This window comes from Brevundimonas sp. EU05-FHT14B11 (genome assembly GCF_058790835.1).
Genome location: NZ_JBYTCY010000001.1, coordinates 1,166,175 through 1,185,006 on the forward strand (window position 1 = coordinate 1,166,175; position 18,832 = coordinate 1,185,006).

The following is an 18,832-nucleotide window of genomic DNA, read 5'->3' on the forward strand; positions in this document are numbered from 1 at the left end:
TCGTTTCAGGACGATATGGGCGCGGGATTACTTGGGCATCAGCACCGTATCGATGACGTGAACGATGCCGTTCGACTGGCCGACGTCGGCCTGCGTGATCGTCGAGCGACCGCCGTTTTCATCCGTGATGACCCAGGTGCCGTTCGGGCCCGCGGTGACGGTCAGCGCGCCGCCTTCTACGGTCGTCAGCGTCGCCGTGCCGCCGTTGGCTTGGGCTTGAGCGGCGATATCGGCGGCGGTCAGCCGGCCGGGGACGACGTGATAGGTCAGGATTTTGGTCAGGTCGGCTTTGCCTGCCGGCGCCATCAGGCTTTCTCGTGCTGCGACCGGCACCTTCTCGAAGGCGGCGTTGTCCGGTGCGAAGACGGTGAAGGGGCCGGCTCCGCCAAGCGTTTCGGCCAGACCGGCGGCCTGAACGGCGGCGACCAGGGTCGTCAGGTTCGACGCCTTGGCCGCATTGGTCACGATCGTATCGTTCGGGCTCATGGCGGCGCCGCCGACCATCGGGTCCTGCGTGGCGGAAGCCGTCGCTTCGACCGCGGCCTTGTCGGCGGGTGCGGCCTCTTCCGCATTGCTGCAGGCGGCGATCAGAAGGGTCGAGGTGGCGGCCGCGGCGATAAGTGCGCTGTAGCGGGTGATTTTCATCATGATGCTTCTTCCTGAGATGACGCTCGGGGGCGGCGTCATGGAAGGCTTACGTTCCGAGTTCCGCATTGGATGGCCGCTGCGTCAATCGGACCGGATCAGGCTCTTTCGATCCAGGACCCCAACACCGCCCAGCGCGTGGCCTTTTCATCCCGGGCGAGCGTGTAGGCGGGGCTGGACGACGGCAGGTCGATCAGGGCCAGCCCCTCCACCCCTTCCAGAGAGCGCCGTCCGATCTTGGCCGCTGTCCCGCCGTTGAACGCCACGGCCCTCAACGCGGGCAATCCGGCGATGAGGCGCCTCAGGTCCGCCGTCTCGGCGTTTCGGATGTCCGCGTCCAGGCTGCCCTTGCGCTCGGCGCCTGAGATCACATCCCAAAGCCCGACGTGCGCCGCCCGCAGCGCCTCCAGCCGATCAGGGTAGGGAAGGCCGGCCAGGTCGCGCCCGACCACCCCGCCGACCAGCCGCCAAAAGGCGTTCTGTGGATGGCCGTAATACTGCCCGGCCTGCAGCGAGGCGTCGCCGGGCAGGCTGCCCAGAATCAGCAGGCGAGTGTCGGCGTCCACGACCGGATCGAAGGCGCGCTTGCGCGGCCCGTCTTCAGCGCCCGGCATTTCTCATCCAGCCGACGACGGACAGCCGCGGCCCCTGGGCGTAGGCGGCCACAGGGGCGACGGAGTGATACTGGGGGACGTCGAACAGCGTCAGGGTGTTCCAGCGCGGAGCGTGGCCGCGGATCACGTCGCCGGCCGCATCGTGGAACAGCAGCTGGCCGCCCCAGTCGGCGCGCCACGTCCGGGTCAGGCCCAGCGTATAGGCCACCAGCCGGTCGCTGGCCTCGGAGCCGACGTCGTTGTGCAGGCCGATGAAGTCGCCGGGCCGGTAGCGGGTCAGCTGGCCGTCCGCCTTGACGATGTCCTGCCGTCCCGTGACGGTCACGCCAAGCTTCACGAAGGCGTCGTTCAGGAACTCGGTCAGGCCGTGGATCGGATGCCCCGGATCGCGGCCGGCCAGATAGGCGGTGATCAGCGGATAGGCCAGGTACAGGAAGCCGTAGCCGGCGCCCGCCTTGGTCATCATCGCGCGCAGCCGCTGCTGCAGGGCCGCGTCGCCCTGGGCCACGATCTGGTCCCGGTTCAGCACGGCGGGACGGCCGTCCTCGCCCTGGAAGGCCAGGTCCCAGTCGATGCGGGTCTCCAGCAGCGTCGCCAGATACTCCGCCGTCTCCGGCTCGAAGATGTCGGCGATCTGGACCCATCCGTCGCGCTTGTAACTCGCCGCCGCGGCGGCCAGGTCCAGGTCGGAATTGATCCGGATCGGCGGATTGCTCATCAGTCGGCGCCGAACACCCGGGCGAACACCGTGTCCACGTGCTTGGTGTGGTAGCCGAGGTCGAACAGGGCCTCCAGCTGGCTTTCCGGCAGGGTCACCCGCGCGTCGGCCTTCAGGAAGTCCAGGAACCGGCCCTCGCCGCGCCAGACCTTCATGGCGTTCTCCTGCACGGCGGCATAGGCGTCCTCCCGGCTCACCCCCGCCTGCGTCAGGGCCAGCATGACCCGTTGCGAGTGCACCAGCCCGCCCAGCAGGTCGATGTTCTTCTGCATGTTCTCGGGATAGATGTTCAGCCGCTCGACCACGTTCGCCAGGCGGTGCAGGGCGAAGTCCAGATGGATGGTGGCGTCCGGCCCGATGCCGCGCTCGACCGACGAGTGGCTGATGTCCCGCTCATGCCAGAGCGCAACATTTTCCATGGCGGGCACGACCGCCGAGCGGACCAGACGGGCCAGGCCGGTCAGGTTCTCGGTCAGGATCGGGTTGCGCTTGTGCGGCATCGCCGACGAGCCCTTCTGGCCCTTGTCGAAGAACTCCTCCGCTTCGAGGACTTCCGTGCGCTGCAGGTGGCGGATCTCGGTGGCCAGGCGCTCGATCGACGAGGCGACCACGCCCAGCGCGGCGAAGAAGGCCGCATGACGGTCGCGCGGGATCACCTGGGTCGAGACCGGCTCGACCTGCAGGCCCATCTTCTCGGCCACATAGGCCTCCACCGCCGGATCGACGTTGGCGAAGGTGCCCACGGCGCCCGAGATGGCGCAGGTGGCGATCTCTTCCTTGGCGGTCAGCAGGCGGCGCTTCGCCCGCTGGAACTCGGCGTGATAGCCGGCCAGCTTCAGGCCGAAGGTGATCGGCTCGGCGTGGATGCCGTGGCTGCGGCCGACTTCCGGCGTGAACTTGTGTTCCTTGGCGCGGGTCTCCAGCGCGGCCAGCACCCGGTCGACGCCGCCGATCAGCAGGTCTGACGCCCGCGCCAGCTGCACGGCGAAACAGGTGTCCAGCACGTCCGAGGAGGTCATGCCCTGGTGCAGGAAACGGGCTTCTTCGCCCACGATTTCCGACACATGGGTCAGGAAGGCGATGACGTCATGCTTGGTGGTGCGCTCGATCTCGTCGATGCGGTCGGCGTCGAACACCGCGTCCTTGCCCTTGGCCCAGATGGCCTCGGCGGCGTCTGTCGGAATCACCCCCAGCTCGGCCATCTTGGTGGCGGCGTGGGCCTCGATCTCGAACCAGATCTTGTACTTGGTCTCTTGCGACCAGATGGCGACGGCGTCGGGGCGGGAATAGCGCGTGATCATGGGCGCGGGGTGTGAGTTGAGGTAGGGCTAGAGTCAAGTTTGTTGCCTACCTCATGAACAGCTGGAATTGTCCCTCGTGAAAGAAAACGCCCCCGATTGGTTGCCTGTCGCCACCTTGGTGGTCGCGAGCGTTGCTGCTGTCGCTGGTCCTTCTATCGCCTTGGTAATGGGGTTTGTGACGCGAAATTCCGCGCTCAGGATTGCACGTGAACAAACCAGCACGGCAATCGCATCAGTTCAGCGCCAAATTCACGCCAATGTAGTCTCATCTAATCGGCAGAAATGGGTGGATTCTCTCAGAGACGAGTTGGCTGAATTCTTAGCGGAACGTGATTTATTGACCGCAAAACTAAACGACATAGACCGTGATGCCGCTAGCGTGCGCCAATCGAGCGCTCGATTGACAAGGCTGTTTCACCAACTTCAACTGAGGTTGAATCCGAACGAAGAGGATCACAGGCGTATTCTAGAACTCGCCGACGAATTGTCCGGTAAGCCAAAAGATGAGCTCAACAACAATATGATCGGAGAATTAGTGTCGCTCGCACAGGCGGTTTTGAAGCGCGAGTGGAATAGGGTTAAGGCAGGTGAGTAGCATGGAACTGATCATCGGCCCGCGCCTGTATTCGACCTGGTCCCTGCGGCCCTGGCTGGTGCTCAAGCGCTGCGGCGCGGACTTCGTCACCACCGAGATCGACATCTATTCCGAGGCCGGCCAGATCGAGCTGGCGCGCATCTCGCCCTCGCGCCTGGTCCCCCTGCTCAAGGTCGACGGCGAGACCGTCTGGGACTCCATGGCCATCTCGGTCTGGGCGGCCGAACGCTATCCGGAGGCGAAGCTGTGGCCCGCCGACGCCCACGCCCGCTGGCTGGCCCGGTCGGCGGCCTGCGAGATGCACGGCGGCTTCACGGCGCTGCGAACCCACTGCGGCATGGGGCCGGATCACACCATGGTCGGTCCGGACCGTTCGCCCCTGCCGTCCGATCCGGGGCTGGAGCGCGACATCCGCCGGCTGGTCTCGCTGTTCACGGAGATGCGCGGCCGCTTCGGCGCCGGCGGGCCCTATCTGTTCGGAGCATGGTCCGTGCCGGACGCCTTCTTCACCCCGGTCGCCACCCGCTTCCGCCACTTCCAGGTCGATCTGGCCGACTTCGGCGACGACGGGACGGCCCAGGCCTATTGCGATGTCCTGCTGGCCCAGCCCGACTTCCTGGAATGGGCGGCCGAAGCGTTGCGTTAACCGCGCACCCGAACCCGACCTTAAGACAACGGCGGTATGTCTGGAGCCCGATGAACGCCGACGCGTTCGAGGTCCGTCATGTCCATGCAAGCCGAACAGCCCGTCGCCCGCCGTCCCAGCCTGCTGGTCTATGGCCTGCTGATCGTCGTCGCCTGCTGCCTTCCGGCCCTGCTGCTGGCGGGGATCTAGCCGCCCGTCGGCTGCACCGAGGCCACTTCCAGCGGCTGCGCCGGAACGGGCGGAGGCGGCGGCACGTAATCTAGGCTCAGCGGGGCCAGGGTCGCGCCTCCGGCCACGGCGTCCAGGGTATTCAGCGGACGGCCGTTCATGCGCTGATAGATCCAGTAGGCCGCGACCACCTTCTCCACGTAGTCGCGGGCCTGGGGCACGTCGATCGTCTCGATCAGCAGCAGCGGGTCGGCGTCCGGTCCCAGCTTGCGCACCGCCGCCATCATCGGTCCGGGCCCAGCGTTGTACGAGGCCGCGACGCGCAGCAGGTCGCCGTTGATCTCGGGCAGGGCCAGCACGCGGTTCACATAGGCCTGGCCCATACGGGCGTTGACCGACGGATCGAACAGCCGGTCCGGCGCGCTGACGAAACCACGGTCGCCCGACAGCTCGGCCGCGGTGGTCGGCATCACCTGCATCAGGCCATAGGCCCCGGCGCCCGAGCGGGCGCGGGCGTTGAAGCTCGTCTCCTTGCGGGCGATCGCATAGACCAGCGAGCGTTCGATGGTGAAGCCGCCCTCCGGCTCGATCACCGGCTGGGCGTAGTTGTTGGCGTCGATGCGGCGGACGTCGTTCTCCGACCCCATCACCCGCGGGCCCAGCGCGCGGCCGAGCGCGGCCCACAGCTGGCGGGCGCGGTCGGTGACGGCGGAGCGCATGCCGGTGCGCAGCTCGTCGCGGGCGTCGGTGCGGCGGCCGACCTCGTAGAAGGCCACGGTGCGACGCGCGCGCGGCTCGGACCGCACGAACTCTTCCAGCTCGTCGGCGTCGACCCCGACCGGTTCGTCCGGCGTATAGGCGGCCTGCTGCAGGGCCGCGGCGCCGTAGGGGCGCGGCCCCATGTTCTCGATGGTCGGTTCTTCGCCCAGCTGGCGCAGGGCGATCTGGCCGTAGAAGGTCGCCGGCCACATGGCGGCGCGGCGCAGCAGCGGCTGCACCCGATCCTGCTGGCTCGACCGCGCGGCCGAGCGCGCGGCCCAGAAGGCGGCGCCGGCGCGAACCCAGCCGTCCTCGGTCGGATCGTTCAGCACGCGCTCGAAGGCGGTGGCGGCGGCGCCGAACTCGCCTAGCCGGTACTGGGCCAGGGCCACGGTCCACCAGTCGCCGATCTCCTGTCCGATGACCACGGCGCCGGCCAGGTCGTCGCGGTTCAGCGCGACGCGGGCGGCCTTCATCGGATCGCCCTCGGTGTTCTGGCCGGCGGCCGAGGCGGCGGCCCAGCTCCGGTTCGAGAAGCGGGACGGACGGCGCGGCTCGGGCGCCCCGTCAGGACGGCGGCGCAGGGCCAGATTGTAGGCGCGGTCGGCGCAGGGCAGGTCGTAATATTCCTCCAGCCACGCCGCCAGTTCCTCATAGGTGGCGGTGTAGTCGGCGTGGAACATCCGCTCGAACTCGACCTGGCCCAGCAGGACGCGGTCCTGGGCCTGCCGGGCCGAAGCGCGGGCGGCGTCCAGGTCTCCGCGGCGCAGGGCGTCGAAGGCGGTGGTGTAGCTCAGGCGGTCCGCGGCGCTCAGCGCGGACGGCGCGCGGCGGTCGTCGTCGGAGGCGTGCGCCGCCGCGCCGAAGGCGGCGAGCGCGATGGCCAGCGTCGGCGCGAGGATCGCGCGGCGGAAAAATACAGGCACTGAGGCGGCCCCCCTGAGAGCGGTTGCGGGATCGTCTCGATTCGATCCTTTGGGCCGCTGTTCGTTCGGTCGTCAGGCCAGAAAGGCGCCATGGCCTCGACCCATGTCAAGATTTGCCCGATTTTTGGGGCGCTTTTGCGTCGCGAAGGTTAACGGGATTCGGAGGCGTCCAGCCGCGCCGCCAGCGCCAGCAGGTCGGCCCAAGCCGCCTTCTTGGCCATCGGAGTGCGCAGCAGGAAGGCGGGGTGGAAGGTCGGCAGCACGGGCGCCGAGACATTGCCCTCGGCCAGCCGCCATTCCTTCCAGTGCCCGCGCAGGCGCATGATGCCCTCGTCCGTCCCCAGCACCGACTTCGACGCCGCCGCGCCCAGCAGCAGCACGGCCTTCGGCTGCAGCAGGGCGAACGCCCGCTCCACGAAGGGGGCGCAGGCGGCCTGCTCCGCCGGGGTCGGCGTCCGGTTGCCCGGCGGCCGCCAGAAGACGGTGTTGGTGATGAACACCCGGTCCTTCAGCCCGGCCTCGGCCAGCATCCGGTCCAGCAACTGGCCCGCCTTGCCGACGAAGGGCTGGCCGCGCGCGTCCTCGTCCGCGCCGGGGCCCTCGCCGATGATCATGACCGGCGCCTGCGGATCGCCGCGCGAGAACACCGGCTGCCGCGCGCCCATGTCCTTCAGCGGACAGCCCGTGAAGGCGGCGATGGCCTCGCCCAGCGCTTCCAGCGTCTCGGCTCCGGCGGCCAGGCGGCGCGCCTCGGACGCCGCATCGCCTACCGACGGGGCCGCCACCACCGAGGCGGTGGCCTTGGCCACGGCCTTCACGGCGGGCGGCGGGGCCACGTGGGTGCGGTCGACTGGCGCGTCCTCGAAACAGCCGTCGACCCCCGCGTCGCGCCAGAAGGCGAGCAGGCTTTCGGCGGCTGCGGTGTCGAGAGTTGCGGCGTTCATGTCGGTCCGCACAGGGATAGTCCTTGACCGCCCCCGCGTCACCTTCCGATAAGCGACGGCAGGGAAGACCATACGCATAACGAGGACATCGGGCATGGCCGAAGCCGAGATCGAAGGCGGCGCGACGAACGCCTGGCAAGAGGCGGTGATCGACAAGCTGCCGCCCGCCGAGGCCCTGGCGGGCGTCGAGCGCGAGATCATGGAATATGACGTCGTCATCGTCGGCGGCGGCCCCGCGGGCCTTTCGGCGGCCATCCGCCTGAAACAGCGGGCGGAAAAGGACGGCAAGGACATCTCCGTCGCCGTGCTGGAGAAGTCCGCCGAGATCGGCGGCCACATCCTGTCGGGCGCCGTCATCGATCCCAAGGCGCTGAACGAGCTGTTCCCCGACTGGAAGGAACGCGGCGCGCCGCTGGAGACGCCGGTCAGGAAGGACAAATTCCTGCTGCTCGGGCCGCAGGGCGTCGTGTCCCTGCCGATGTTCGCCTTCCCGCCGCTGATGCACAATCACGGCTGCTACATCGCCTCGCTGGGCAACGTGGCCCGCTGGCTGGGCGAGCAGGCCGAGGCCATGGGCGTCGAGGTCTATCCCGGCATGGCCGCCAGCCACGTGGTCTGGGACGAACCGTCCGGCCGGGTGAAGGGCGTCGTCGCCGGCGTTTTCGGCATCGACCGCGAGGGCAAGCCGACCGGCGAGTTCCAGCCCGGCATCGAACTGCACGGCAAATACGTCTTCATCGCCGAGGGCGTGCGCGGTTCGCTGGCCAAGACCATCATGGCCCGTCACAACCTGTGCGACGGCTCCGATCCGCAGAAGTTCGGGATCGGCGTCAAGGAGCTGTGGCAGATCCCGGCGGAGAAGCACCAGCCGGGCCTGGTCCAGCACTCGACCGGCTGGCCGCTGGACGAGTTCACCGGCGGCGGCAGCTTCCTCTACCATTTCGGCGATCGCTACGTGACCGTCGGCTATGTGGTTCACCTGAACTACAAGAACCCCTTCATCTCGCCCTTCGACGAGTTCCAGCGCTTTAAGCACCACCCCTCGATCGCCGAGCACCTGGAAGGGGGCACGCGCGTCTCCTACGGCGCCCGCGCCATCACCGAAGGCGGATTCCAGTCGGTGCCCAAGCTGGCCTTCCCCGGCGGCGCCCTGATCGGCTGTTCGGCGGGCTTCGTGAACGTGCCCCGCATCAAGGGCAGCCATAACGCCATGAAGACCGGCATGCTGGCCGCCGACGCCGCCTATGACGCCGTCATGGCCGGGCGTTCGGGCGACGAACTGGTCGCGTACCAGACGGCCTATGAGAACAGCTGGGTCCACAAGGAACTGAAGCTGGTCCGCAACGCCAAGCCCCTGCTGTCCAAGCTGGGCACCACCCTGGGCGGCGCGGCCGGCCTGTTCGACATGTGGTTCCAGACCCTGACCGGCGGCTTCTCGATCTTCGGTACGATGAAGCACACCAAGACCGACGCGGCGGCGACCGAACCCGCCTCGAAGCACAAGCCGATCGCCTATCCCAAGGCGGACGGGCAGCTGTCGTTCGACAAGCTGTCGTCGGTCTTCATCTCCAACACCAACCACGCCGAGGACCAGCCCGCTCACCTGAAGCTGCTGGACCCGACCATCCCGATCCGGGTGAACCTGCCGAAGTACGGCGAGCCCGCGCGCCTCTACTGCCCGGCGGGCGTGTACGAGGTGCTGTACGACGCGGACGGCAAGTCCAATCCGCGCTTCCAGATCAACGCCCAGAACTGCGTCCACTGCAAAACCTGCGACATCAAGGATCCGTCGCAGAACATCGTCTGGACCACGCCGGAAGGCGGCGGCGGACCCAACTATCCGAATATGTAAGCTCAAAACCCTCGCCCTCGCGGCGAGGGGCCTTGTCGCCGCCGCATAATGTGGGAAGGGTTGGCCTATGCGCCCTTCCTCGCTTCGCCTTCTCCTGTCCGGTTGCGCCCTGCTGGCGCTGACGTCTCCCGCCTTCGCGCAGGACGCGCCTATCGTCGTCGATCCGCCCCTGAACGGGCCCGTCGCGCCGGTTCCTGCGAACGGGGACGCCGTCGATCCGGCCCGCATCCACCCGCCCGCCGTCGTGCCGGTCGATGAGCCCGTCGCCGAAGCCGAACCCGCTGCGCCGCCTATCCCCGCCGTCTGGGCGCCCGTTCCCGTCGACGCCCGGGGCCAGTCGGCCTACGGTCTCTATCTGTCGGGTCGCATCGCCGGATTCCGCGGCGAGGGGGCCGAGGCCGCCCGCCTCATCGCCGAAAGCCAGCAGCTGACGCCCGAGCAGCCGCTGCTGCAGAGCGAGACCTTCCTGACCAGCCTGTTCAACGGCGACCTCGGCACCGTCGTGCGCCTGACCTCGACGGTGGAGGCCACGCCCGAGCTGGCCGACGCCGGCCGCCTGGTCTCCATCGTCAGCGCCCTGAACCAGGGCGACGGGCGCGCGGCCTGGGCCTCGCTCAACAGCCAGCCGCTGGGTCAGCCCTTCACCATCGTTGGCCTGTTCATGGCGCCGTCGCTGGCCGCCGCCGCCGGGGACTGGGACACCGCCCTGAAGCCGGTCGAGACCCCGGCCAGCGACCCCACCGGCCTGGTCCTGCGCCTGCAGCGCGCGCAGCTGCTGGAAGGCCGCCGCCGCTATGACGAGGCCGACGCCGAGTACAAGACGCTGGTGGCCATTCCCAACGGCGCCCGCCTGTACAGCGTCGACTATGGCGAGTTCCTCGAACGCCGCGGCCGCCGCGAGGAGGCCGTGGTCCAGTACCGCGCCTCCCTGACCGGTCCGGCCCCGGATCCCTCCGCCCTCGACGGGCTGGAGCGCGCCGCCGCCCGCCGCCGCCCGCCGCCCGCGCCGACCCCGCGCGACGGCGTCGCCGACGCCCTGGACTTCGCCTCGATCGTCGCCGGCGAGCGTCAGGACCACAAGCTGACCGCCATCCTGCTGCGTCTGGCCGAGACCCTGCGCCCCTCGGACATGACCACCCTGCGCCTCGGAATGGCGCTGGCGGCGGACGGGCAGGAGGAGCCCGCCCGTCAGGCCCTCGCCCGCGTGGGGTCGGCCAACGACATCATCTACGCCGGCGCCCAGTACAACATCGGCCTCAGCTACCAGCGCGAGGAGCGGAACGAAGAGGCGCTGGCCGCTTTCGGTCGCGCCCAGGCCGCCGCGCCGGAGCAGAGCCGCACCACCCTGTCCTTCGCCGGTCAGCTGATGGCCATGAACCGCTTCGAGGAGGCGCTGGCCATCCTCAACCGTGCGGAGATCAATACCCCGGACCAGTCCGCCGATGTCCGCTTCCTGCGCGGCGCGGCCCTGGAAGCCCTGGGCCGGGTCGATGAGGCCGAGACCGAGCTGTGGACCGCCCTTCAGGCCCATCCTGACAGCCCGATCCTGCTCAACCACCTCGGCTATCTGTGGGTCGACAGCGGCCGCCGGGTCGAGCAGGGCGCCGAGATGATCGCCCGCGCCCACGCCGCTCAGCCCGACGACGGCAACATCCAGGACTCCCTCGGCTGGTCCCAGTATCGCCAGGGTCAGTACGAGGTCGCCGTGAACACGCTGGAAAGCGCGGTCGCCAAGGAGCCGGCCAACGCCGAGATCAACGACCATCTGGGTGACGCCTACTGGCAGGTCGGCCGCCGCCGCGAGGCCCAGTGGCAGTGGAACCGGGTCCTGACCCTCGCCCCCGACGCCGAGCGCCGCGCCGAGGTGGAGCAGAAGCTGACCTCGGGTCTGACCGACCCGACCCCGGTGTCCGGAACCCAGCCTTGATCCATGGCTGACGCCCCGGCGCTCGCGCCCGCCAAGGTCAATCTGTTCCTCCACGTCGGCCCCGTCGACGCCGACGGCTACCATCCGCTGGCCAGCCTGGCGGCCTTCGCCGACGTGGGCGACCGGATCGCGGCCGCTCCGGCGGAGCGGCTGTCCCTAACCGTCACCGGCCCCTTTGCGGGCGGACTGGCGGGGGAGGGCGACAATCTGGTCCTGCGCGCCGTCCGGGCGCTGGCCCAGGCGGCGGGCGTGGCCGAGCCCGCCCTGGCCTTCACCCTCGACAAGCGCCTGCCGATCGCCGCCGGCCTGGGCGGCGGTTCGTCGGACGCGGGCGCGGCGCTCAAGCTGGCGCGCGACGCCCTGGCCCTGCCGCTCGACGACGACGTCCTGGCCCAGGTCGCCGCCGAGGTCGGCGCCGACGGCCCGATGTGCCTGCACGCCCGCGCCGCCTGGGCCGAGGGCCGGGGCGACGTCCTGACGTTCGAGCCGTCCCTGCCGCCGATGCCCGCCGTCCTGATCAATCCCGGCCGGCCCTCGCCGACGGGGGCGGTCTATCGCGCCTATGACGCCGGCCCGCCCGCCGCCGCCGACCGTCCCGCGCCGCCGCCATCGTGGGCGCTGGACCCCGTGCTCAGCTGGCTGGCGGCGCAGCGCAACGACCTGCAGGCCTCCGCCGTCGCCCGGGAGCCCGCCATCGGCGCGGCGCTGGAGGCCGCCGCCGGCCTGCCCGGGGTTCGCCTCGCGCGCATGTCCGGATCGGGCGCGACCGTCTTCGCCTTGTTCGACACCGCCGCCGAGGCCGATACGGCCGCGCGGCGCCTGTCCGACAGCCGTTCGGACTGGTGGGTGAAGTCAACGATACTCGCCTGATATGTGGCGATATTCGAGGTTATTGACCTCATGGCGCCGGTATTGTGCCGCTCGCCGACAAATGGCCCAGACAATACCTTGGCCGTTTCGATGAACAGCGGATGATCAATCCCCATATGGAACTCAAGGCCCTGCTTGGGTCTTGAACGCTGCAGTCAAGCGTACTTCAGGTCGTCACCGACTCCCCCGGCGACCGGATTCTTCATTGCAAGGGATACTGTCATGCTTCGCACTCAACTGCTGACCGCCGCTGCCGCCGCCGCCCTGCTGGCCGGCCCCGCCTTCGCCCAGGAGGCGACGCCGAGCCCCGCTCCGGCGCCGCAGGAGCAGACCGCCGCCCAGCCCGCGCCCGCGGCCGCCCCCGCCGCTACTCCGGCCCCGGCCGCCGCCCAGGCCAACAATGTTGTCGACGTGCTCCGCGCGCAGGGCAATTTCACCACCCTGCTGAGCGCCCTGGATCAGGCGCAACTGACCCAGACCCTCAGCACCCGCCCGGCGATCACCATCTTCGCCCCGACCGATGAGGCCTTCGCCGCCCTGCCGGAAGCGGACCGCACGCGCCTGCTCGACCCGGCCAACGCTCAGGAGCTGCGCAGCCTGCTGCTCTACCACGTGATCGTGTCTGACGTGTCGTCCAGCCAGATCACCGGCGCGCGCGGCGGGGTCGAGACCGCCGCCCGCAGCCAAGTGCTGCTGGACGGCACCGGCGACGCCATCAAGGTCGACGGCGCCACCGTCACCCGCGCCGACATCGACGCGTCCAACGGCGCTGTCTTCGCCATCGACAAGGTCCTGAACCCGGCCCAGTCGCTGGCCGCCATGGGCGACGAGGAAGCCGCCGCGGCCGCTGATGAGGCCGCCCCGGCCCCGGCGGAGGAGGCCACCCCGCCGCTGCCCGCGACCGAGGCTCCGGCCCCGACCGCGCCCCCGTCGCCGGCGGCCGCCAACCCGACGCCGAACCCGACCGGGATTACCGAGACCCAGCGTCCGGCCTCGCCCGGCGCCACCGCCCCGAACGGCCAGCCGTCGGCGACGACCACCACGGTCCAGTCGCCGCCGGTCCAGAACCCGACCGACGGTCAGGTCGATGGCGACGAGGATCCCGCCAATCCGGCGCCGACCCCCACGCCCACGCCGAACTGATCCGGGCCACAGACTGACGAAGGCGGCGGGTTCCGGCCCGCCGCCTTTTTCGTGTTCGCCTTTCTCTTGCGCGCTTAACCGTCGGAAAACCGGTGGTGGATTAGGCTGTGGGCATGGAAACGCTCACGCCCGCCCACATCGCCGCGTTCGAGGCCGTTCTGGACAGGGTCCCGTCTGAGGACCGCGCCCGCCTCCATGCGTTCAAGGCCGCCGCCGCCGACGCGGCCGCCGCCTCGGCCCCGCACTGGGATTTCGACCAGCCCGGCCACCGCGCCGAGGAGGCCCTGCAGGCCGCCTTCGGCCCAGCCCTGACCGACGACCACCGCCGCGCCTTGGTGGCGATCTGGGCGCTGGAGATGCCGGCGCGGGTCCCCGCCGCCGACCTGCCTCAGGCTTCGCTCGAACTCTATCCCCAGTGGATCGACCGGCTCGCCGCCTTCCTGACTGAGGGCGCGAACCCCTACGATCGCGACTTCTGGGCCAAGGACGTGCGCATCGCGCTGGTCCTCAGCGTGCCCGGCGCCCGCACCCAGATGATCGACCTTTCCTCGCCCATGGGGCCGGGCCAGATCCTGCGCCACGCCCGCGAAGGCTGGGGCTGGTCGGTGATCCCGGCCTACGCCGCCGCCCAGGCCTGGAAGCCCTGGCTGGAGGTCCATACCGAAAGCCGCGAGCTCAGCGACTTCAACGAAGCCGGCTGGGACCGCGCCTGGGCCACCGCCGCCGAGATCCTCAAGCGCCGCCCCGAGATGGCGGGCATGCTGGGCTCATCCTGGTTCTACGATCCGCCGCTGGAGCAGATCAGCCCGCGCCTGGCCTATCTGCGCGTCAATCCGCTCAAGCACGGCGCCTTCCTGGTCCACCAGGGCCCGGGCGACATCCACACCCAGCGCGCCGCCACCAGCTCCCCCACCCGCGCCGCGATGATCGAAAAGGGCGAATACACCGCCCGCTCCTGGATCGTCGCCTGGCCCCGCGCCGCCCTGATCAGATGGGCGGACGGCCGCAAGACGGAGCTGGCGCAGGCGGCCTGAGGTTCCCCGGCGGCCGACACGTCCAATCCTGACGCGTCGGCGTGCCAGACTCCGCCCCATGACCGGCGCGCATCCGCACTCTTCGCACCCCGTTTTTCTGCGTCGCGATCCGAACGCTTCGGACGCATCGGACGGTGTTTTCCACCCGTCCGAACGGGGCGGCTCAGCCCGCCGCCATCGCCCGCCACGCCTCGCCCACCGGCCGAACCTCCAGCCCGGCGGCCTTGGCCAGCCGGATCACACGGTCCAGATCGTCGGGGGTGCAGCCATAGTCGGTCGGGTCGTCAGACACGTCGTGCGCATAGGCCGTCAGCCAGCCCTTCGACGCCGCCGCCCCGGCCATCAGGCCTTCGAGATCGTAGTGGGGCAGGCGGCGGCTCTCCAGCCCGATGGACTTGATCAGTCCCCGGTCCTCTCGCCCCGCATTGACCCCGTCGCGCACGCCCCGGCCCAGGTCGAACCGCCCGCGCACGTGGCGCTTGGCCGTCAGGGTGGCGTCGCCGAACGGATAGGCGAAGGTCGTCATCTCGTACCCACCCAGCCGCTCGCTCACCCAGGCCGCATTGGCGTCCAGGCTCAGCTTCAGCGCCTCGGCGTCCATCCGCAGCACGCTGGTGTGGCCCCAGGTATGACAGCCGACCTCGTGCCCGGCCGCGTGCAGCTCCTGCAGGTGGCGCACCTGGAACTGGTCCCGGTCCATGTTCCGCCCGCCGGCCAGCCCGCCGCAGACATAGTAGGTCGCCTTGATCCCGTGCTCGGCCAGGATCGGCCCCGCCTCGGTCCAGGCCGTCGCGGGAATGTCGTCGAAGCTCAGCGAGAACACGCCCTTCGCCGGGGCGATCTGCACCGCATCCACCTCGAGATAACGAGCCGCCCGCCGGCGCATCTGGTCGATCTGCTTCATGGGTACAGACTGCACCCAAGGCGCTTAAAGAACCGTGTGGCGGGCTTCACCTTGCCCCACAAAGGCCCGCCGTCTAGGGTCCGCGCCTCTCATTTTGCGACTGCGAACAGCTCCACGTGACCACCGAACCGCTCGCCTTCCAGGACCTCATCCTGACGCTCCACAAATACTGGGGCGATCAGGGCTGCGCGATCCTCCAGCCCTATGACATCGAGGTCGGCGCGGGCACGCTCCACCCGGCCACCGTCCTGCGCGCGCTCGGCCCCAAGCCGTGGAAGGCCGCCTACGTCCAGCCCAGCCGCCGTCCGGGCGACGGCCGCTATGGCGAGAACCCCAACCGGCTCCAGCATTATTATCAATATCAAGTGCTTCTGAAGCCGAACCCGGACAATCTTCAGGAGCTCTACCTCGGCTCGCTGCGCGCCATCGGCATCGATCCCAGCCTGCACGACATCCGCTTCGTCGAGGACGACTGGGAGAACCCCACCGTCGGCGCCTGGGGCCTGGGCTGGGAGGTCTGGTGCGACGGCATGGAGGTGACGCAGTTCACTTACTTCCAGGGCGTCGGCGGCATCGAGGTCGACGTCGTCTCGGGCGAGCTGACCTACGGGCTCGAGCGCCTGGCCATGTACGTCCAGGGCGTCGACAACGTCTACGACCTGAAGTTCACCAAGGAGGGCGTCACCTACGGCGAGGTCTTCCTCGAGAACGAGCGTCAGCAGAGTGAAGCCAACTTCCACGGCTACGACGTCGACGGCCTGAAGCGCCGCTTCGAGGACATGGTCGCCGAGGTCTCCAACCTGCTGGCCATGACGGGTCCGCAGGGCCAGCAGCTTGTCCTGCCCGCCTACGACCAGGTCCTGAAGGCGTCCCACCTGTTCAACCTGATGGACGCCCGCGGCGCCATCGCCGTCGCCGAACGCCAGAGCTACATCGGCCGCATCCGCGAGCTGTGTAAGGCCTGCGCCACGGCCTATGTGGAACGCGAGAGGGCTGAGGCGTGAGCATCTCTTCCCCCCTTCCCCTCGAGGGGGAAGGGGCCGGGGGATGGGGTGGCGGCAGTGCTTGTCAGGATGTAGCGCGTGAGGCGTTGTCGGCAGGGAGGGCTTCGATGGTGGAATATGACCGCTTCACCGGTCCTGACCGGATCAAGCCGGGCGGCGCTCAACGCGGCCGCCGTCTGCGCGCGTCTCCGACCCGTGCCGAAGCGAGGCTTTGGGAGCGCCTTCGCCGCCTCGATATACGCATTCGCCGACAGGCTCCGCTGGGCGGCTATGTGGTCGACTTCGTGTGCCTTAGGGCCAAGCTGGTGATCGAGGTCGATGGCGGCGTTCACGAACTCACAGACGTCGCTCTACGTGATCTCGACCGCGATACCTGGCTGAAGAGCCAAGGTTTCCGTGTCCTCCGGATCCCCAATGCCCGTATCGACAAGGAACTCGATACGGTCGTCAGCGAGATCGAGGCCGCTATCCGCGCCTCCATGCCGACCCTCAAACAGCCTGCCACCACCCCATCCCAACCCTTCCCCCTCGAGGGGAAGGGCTTTAGCGACTTGTGATGCCCCAACTCCTCCTCGAACTCTTCTCCGAAGAAATCCCCGCCCGCATGCAGCAGGGCGCCGCGCGCGACCTGGAGCGGATGGCCGCCGAGCGGCTGAAGGCCGCCGGGCTGTCGTATGAGGCGCTGACCACCTTCGGCGGCCCGCGCCGCCTGACCCTGGTCGTCGAGGGCCTGCCGACCGCCACGCCCGACCGCGAGGAAGAGCTGAAGGGTCCGCGCGCCAACGCCCCGGAACAGGCGCTGGACGGCTTCCTGCGCAAGACCGGCCTGACCCGCGACCAGCTGGTCGAGCGGGACGGCGTCCTGTTCGCCGTCATCAGCCAGAAGGGCCGCGCCACCGCCGACCTGATCCCGGAGATGGTCGACCAGATCGTCCGCGCCTTCCCCTGGCCCAAGTCGATGCGCTGGGGCTCCGGCACGCTGCGCTGGATCCGCCCGCTGAAGCGCATCATCGCCCTGTTCGACGGCCATGTGGTTCCGTTCGACATCGACGGCATTCAGAGCGGCGACACGACCGAGGGCCACCGCTTCCTCGGCTCGGGCAAGCCGTTCACGGTCAAGGATTTCGCCGACTATCGCGCGAAGCTGGAACGCGAGTTCGTCCTGCTGGACGTCGCCGACCGCAAGCTGCGCATCCTCGAAGCCGCGAAAAAGGTCTGTTCGGACAAGGGGCTAGCCCTGGTTGATGACGACGGCCTGCTGGACGAGGTCGCCGGCCTGGCCGAATGGCCGACCCCGATCCTGGGCGACATGGACCCGCAGTTCCTCGACCTCCCGCCCGAGGTCGTCCGCCTGTCGATGAAGGTCCACCAGAAGTATTTCGCGGTGCGTGATCCGGCCAAGCACGGCTTGGCGCCGAACTTCGTCGTCGTCGCCAACGTCGAGGCCTCGGACGGCGGCAAGGCCCTGGCCGCCGGCAACAGCCGCGTGCTGAGCGCCCGCCTGAACGACGCCCGCTTCTTCTGGGACGAGGACCTGAAGACCGGCTTCGACGCCTGGTCGAAGAAGCTGTCCGGCGTCACCTTCCACGCCAAGCTGGGCACCCTGGCCGAGCGCGTCGATCGCATCGCCGCCCTCGCTCGCGAGATCGCCCCGCTGGTCGGCGCCGATCCGGATCAGGCCGAGCAGGCGGCCAGGCTGGCCAAGGCCGATCTGGCCTCCGGCATGGTCGGGGAATTCCCGGAACTGCAGGGCGTCATGGGCGGCTACTACGCCCGCGCCTTCGGCCAGCCTGACGCCATCGCCGACGCCGTCCGCGACCACTACAAGCCGCAGGGCCCCTCGGACACGGTCCCGACCGCCCCGCTGACGGTGGCGGTCTCCCTGGCCGACAAGCTCGACACCCTCGTCGGCTTCTTCGCCATCGACGAGAAGCCGACCGGCTCCAAGGATCCTTTCGCCCTGCGGAGGGCGGCGCTGGGGGTGATCCGGCTGGTGCTGGAGAACCAAGCAAGACTTCGATTGAGTAACGCTGCGGCTGTTCAAGGCCTTCGAGCGCGTATGGATGCCCTGATTGTGAAAGCGCGCGAACAACAGAGCTTCTCAATTGAGGATATCGGGAAACTTTCTCCCAAAATTCTTGGCGAGCTTGCTGGTAAGCCCGAAGACCTGATCAAGAACCGAGATGTAATGCTTTCAGAGGTATATGATCTCGGAGCTGATGTGGGCGAACAGGAAGACGAGTATGGTGTACTCGCCTTCTTCGCCGACCGCTTGAAGGTCCTCCTCCGCGACCAGGGCAAGCGCCACGATCTCGTGGACGCCGTCTTCGCCCTCGGCGACGACGACCTCGTCCGCATCGTGCGCCGCGTGGAGGCTCTCGACGCCTTCCTCGCCACCGACGACGGGGCCAATCTGCTGGCCGGCTACAAACGTGCGTCCAACATCCTCAAGGCCGAGGAGAAGAAGGGTCCGGTGCCGACCGGCATGGTCGAGACCGGCCTGCCGAACCAGCCGGAGCCCGAGACCGCCCTGGCCTTCGCCGCCGCCGCCGCCGCGACCGCCGTGGACGCCGCGCTGGAGACCGAGGACTTCGCCGCCGCCATGAAGGCCCTGGCGTCGCTCCGCGCCCCGGTCGACGCCTTCTTCACCCACGTGATGGTCAACTCGGACGTCGCCGAGGAGCGCGACAACCGCCTGAAGCTGCTGGGTCAGGTCCGCGCGGTCATGGGCCGGGTCGCCGACTTCGGCCAGATCGCGGGGTAGGGAGAAAAAAAGCGGGAC

Annotated in this window: 17 protein-coding genes; 10 read left to right on the forward strand and 7 right to left on the reverse strand. The window is 69.1% G+C overall.

Annotation, left to right across the window (positions count from 1 at the left end):
* Window positions 1–27: 27 nt before the first annotated feature.
* Genes AC3WRV_RS05845 through purB form a run of 4 tightly spaced genes read right to left on the reverse strand, consistent with a single transcriptional unit; the run spans window position 28 to window position 3,278 of the window.
* Window positions 28–687 carry a fasciclin domain-containing protein gene (locus AC3WRV_RS05845; RefSeq protein ID WP_492312499.1) on the reverse strand — a complete coding sequence of 220 codons (660 nt, stop codon included), beginning with the start codon at window positions 685–687 and terminating at the stop codon, window positions 28–30.
* Window positions 688–743: 56 nt separating this feature from the next.
* On the reverse strand, window positions 744–1,259 hold the full coding sequence (locus tag AC3WRV_RS05850) for a DNA-deoxyinosine glycosylase (RefSeq protein WP_492312500.1): 516 nt from the start codon (window positions 1,257–1,259) through the stop codon (window positions 744–746).
* Window positions 1,246–1,977 carry a 2OG-Fe(II) oxygenase gene (locus AC3WRV_RS05855; RefSeq protein WP_492312501.1) on the reverse strand — a complete coding sequence of 244 codons (732 nt, stop codon included), beginning with the start codon at window positions 1,975–1,977 and terminating at the stop codon, window positions 1,246–1,248. Before AC3WRV_RS05855 ends, AC3WRV_RS05850 begins: the two co-directional genes overlap by 14 nt.
* On the reverse strand, window positions 1,977–3,278 hold the full coding sequence (purB, locus tag AC3WRV_RS05860) for an adenylosuccinate lyase (RefSeq protein WP_291837775.1): 1,302 nt from the start codon (window positions 3,276–3,278) through the stop codon (window positions 1,977–1,979). The genes AC3WRV_RS05855 and purB overlap by 1 nt, the downstream gene beginning before the upstream one ends.
* Window positions 3,279–3,354: 76 nt before the next feature.
* Here purB and AC3WRV_RS05865 point away from each other — a divergent pair, with 76 nt between their 5' ends.
* Together AC3WRV_RS05865 and AC3WRV_RS05870 are read left to right on the forward strand one after the other, a co-directional pair.
* Entirely contained in the window at window positions 3,355–3,873 is a 519-nt protein-coding gene (locus AC3WRV_RS05865; RefSeq protein ID WP_492312502.1) for a hypothetical protein, read from the forward strand.
* 1 nt (window position 3,874) lies between these two features.
* The gene (locus AC3WRV_RS05870; protein WP_291837778.1) at window positions 3,875–4,519 is read left to right on the forward strand and encodes a glutathione S-transferase; all 645 of its coding nucleotides are present in this window, start codon (window positions 3,875–3,877) and stop codon (window positions 4,517–4,519) included.
* Between the two features lie 185 nt (window positions 4,520–4,704).
* On the opposite strand, the gene AC3WRV_RS05875 is transcribed toward AC3WRV_RS05870, so the two are convergent.
* Both AC3WRV_RS05875 and AC3WRV_RS05880 read right to left on the reverse strand, forming a co-directional pair.
* Window positions 4,705–6,372: a lytic transglycosylase domain-containing protein gene (locus tag AC3WRV_RS05875; protein ID WP_492312503.1), complete on the reverse strand. Its 1,668-nt coding sequence runs from the start codon at window positions 6,370–6,372 to the stop codon at window positions 4,705–4,707.
* Window positions 6,373–6,521: 149 nt separating this feature from the next.
* The gene (locus AC3WRV_RS05880) at window positions 6,522–7,316 is read right to left on the reverse strand and encodes a uracil-DNA glycosylase (RefSeq protein ID WP_492312504.1); all 795 of its coding nucleotides are present in this window, start codon (window positions 7,314–7,316) and stop codon (window positions 6,522–6,524) included.
* A gap of 199 nt (window positions 7,317–7,515) precedes the next feature.
* Between AC3WRV_RS05880 and AC3WRV_RS05885 the strand changes: the two genes are divergently transcribed.
* From AC3WRV_RS05885 to AC3WRV_RS05905, 5 genes are all read left to right on the forward strand, one after another.
* Entirely contained in the window at window positions 7,516–9,168 is a 1,653-nt protein-coding gene (locus AC3WRV_RS05885; protein ID WP_492312723.1) for an electron transfer flavoprotein-ubiquinone oxidoreductase, read from the forward strand.
* Between the two features lie 67 nt (window positions 9,169–9,235).
* Window positions 9,236–11,095 carry a tetratricopeptide repeat protein gene (locus AC3WRV_RS05890; RefSeq protein ID WP_492312505.1) on the forward strand — a complete coding sequence of 620 codons (1,860 nt, stop codon included), beginning with the start codon at window positions 9,236–9,238 and terminating at the stop codon, window positions 11,093–11,095.
* A gap of 3 nt (window positions 11,096–11,098) precedes the next feature.
* Entirely contained in the window at window positions 11,099–11,965 is an 867-nt protein-coding gene (locus AC3WRV_RS05895; RefSeq protein WP_492312506.1) for a 4-(cytidine 5'-diphospho)-2-C-methyl-D-erythritol kinase, read from the forward strand.
* A gap of 222 nt (window positions 11,966–12,187) precedes the next feature.
* On the forward strand, window positions 12,188–13,108 hold the full coding sequence (locus AC3WRV_RS05900) for a fasciclin domain-containing protein (protein ID WP_492312507.1): 921 nt from the start codon (window positions 12,188–12,190) through the stop codon (window positions 13,106–13,108).
* 113 nt (window positions 13,109–13,221) lie between these two features.
* A complete protein-coding gene (locus tag AC3WRV_RS05905; protein ID WP_492312508.1) occupies window positions 13,222–14,142 on the forward strand; it encodes a hypothetical protein in 921 nt (306 codons plus the stop codon).
* A 163-nt stretch (window positions 14,143–14,305) separates the two neighbouring features.
* On the opposite strand, the gene AC3WRV_RS05910 is transcribed toward AC3WRV_RS05905, so the two are convergent.
* Window positions 14,306–15,046 carry a polysaccharide deacetylase family protein gene (locus AC3WRV_RS05910; protein WP_492312509.1) on the reverse strand — a complete coding sequence of 247 codons (741 nt, stop codon included), beginning with the start codon at window positions 15,044–15,046 and terminating at the stop codon, window positions 14,306–14,308.
* A gap of 116 nt (window positions 15,047–15,162) precedes the next feature.
* On the opposite strand from AC3WRV_RS05910, the gene AC3WRV_RS05915 reads away from it, so the two are divergent.
* The 3 genes from AC3WRV_RS05915 to glyS all read left to right on the forward strand — a co-directional run bounded on the left by AC3WRV_RS05915 (window position 15,163) and on the right by glyS (window position 18,814).
* Complete coding sequence (locus tag AC3WRV_RS05915; RefSeq protein WP_492312510.1) at window positions 15,163–16,050, forward strand: glycine--tRNA ligase subunit alpha; 888 nt, start codon at window positions 15,163–15,165, stop codon at window positions 16,048–16,050.
* Window positions 16,051–16,157: 107 nt separating this feature from the next.
* Entirely contained in the window at window positions 16,158–16,607 is a 450-nt protein-coding gene (locus AC3WRV_RS05920) for an endonuclease domain-containing protein (RefSeq protein ID WP_492312511.1), read from the forward strand.
* A complete protein-coding gene (glyS, locus tag AC3WRV_RS05925; protein ID WP_492312512.1) occupies window positions 16,607–18,814 on the forward strand; it encodes a glycine--tRNA ligase subunit beta in 2,208 nt (735 codons plus the stop codon). Before AC3WRV_RS05920 ends, glyS begins: the two co-directional genes overlap by 1 nt.
* The last annotated feature ends 18 nt before the right edge of the window (window positions 18,815–18,832 follow it).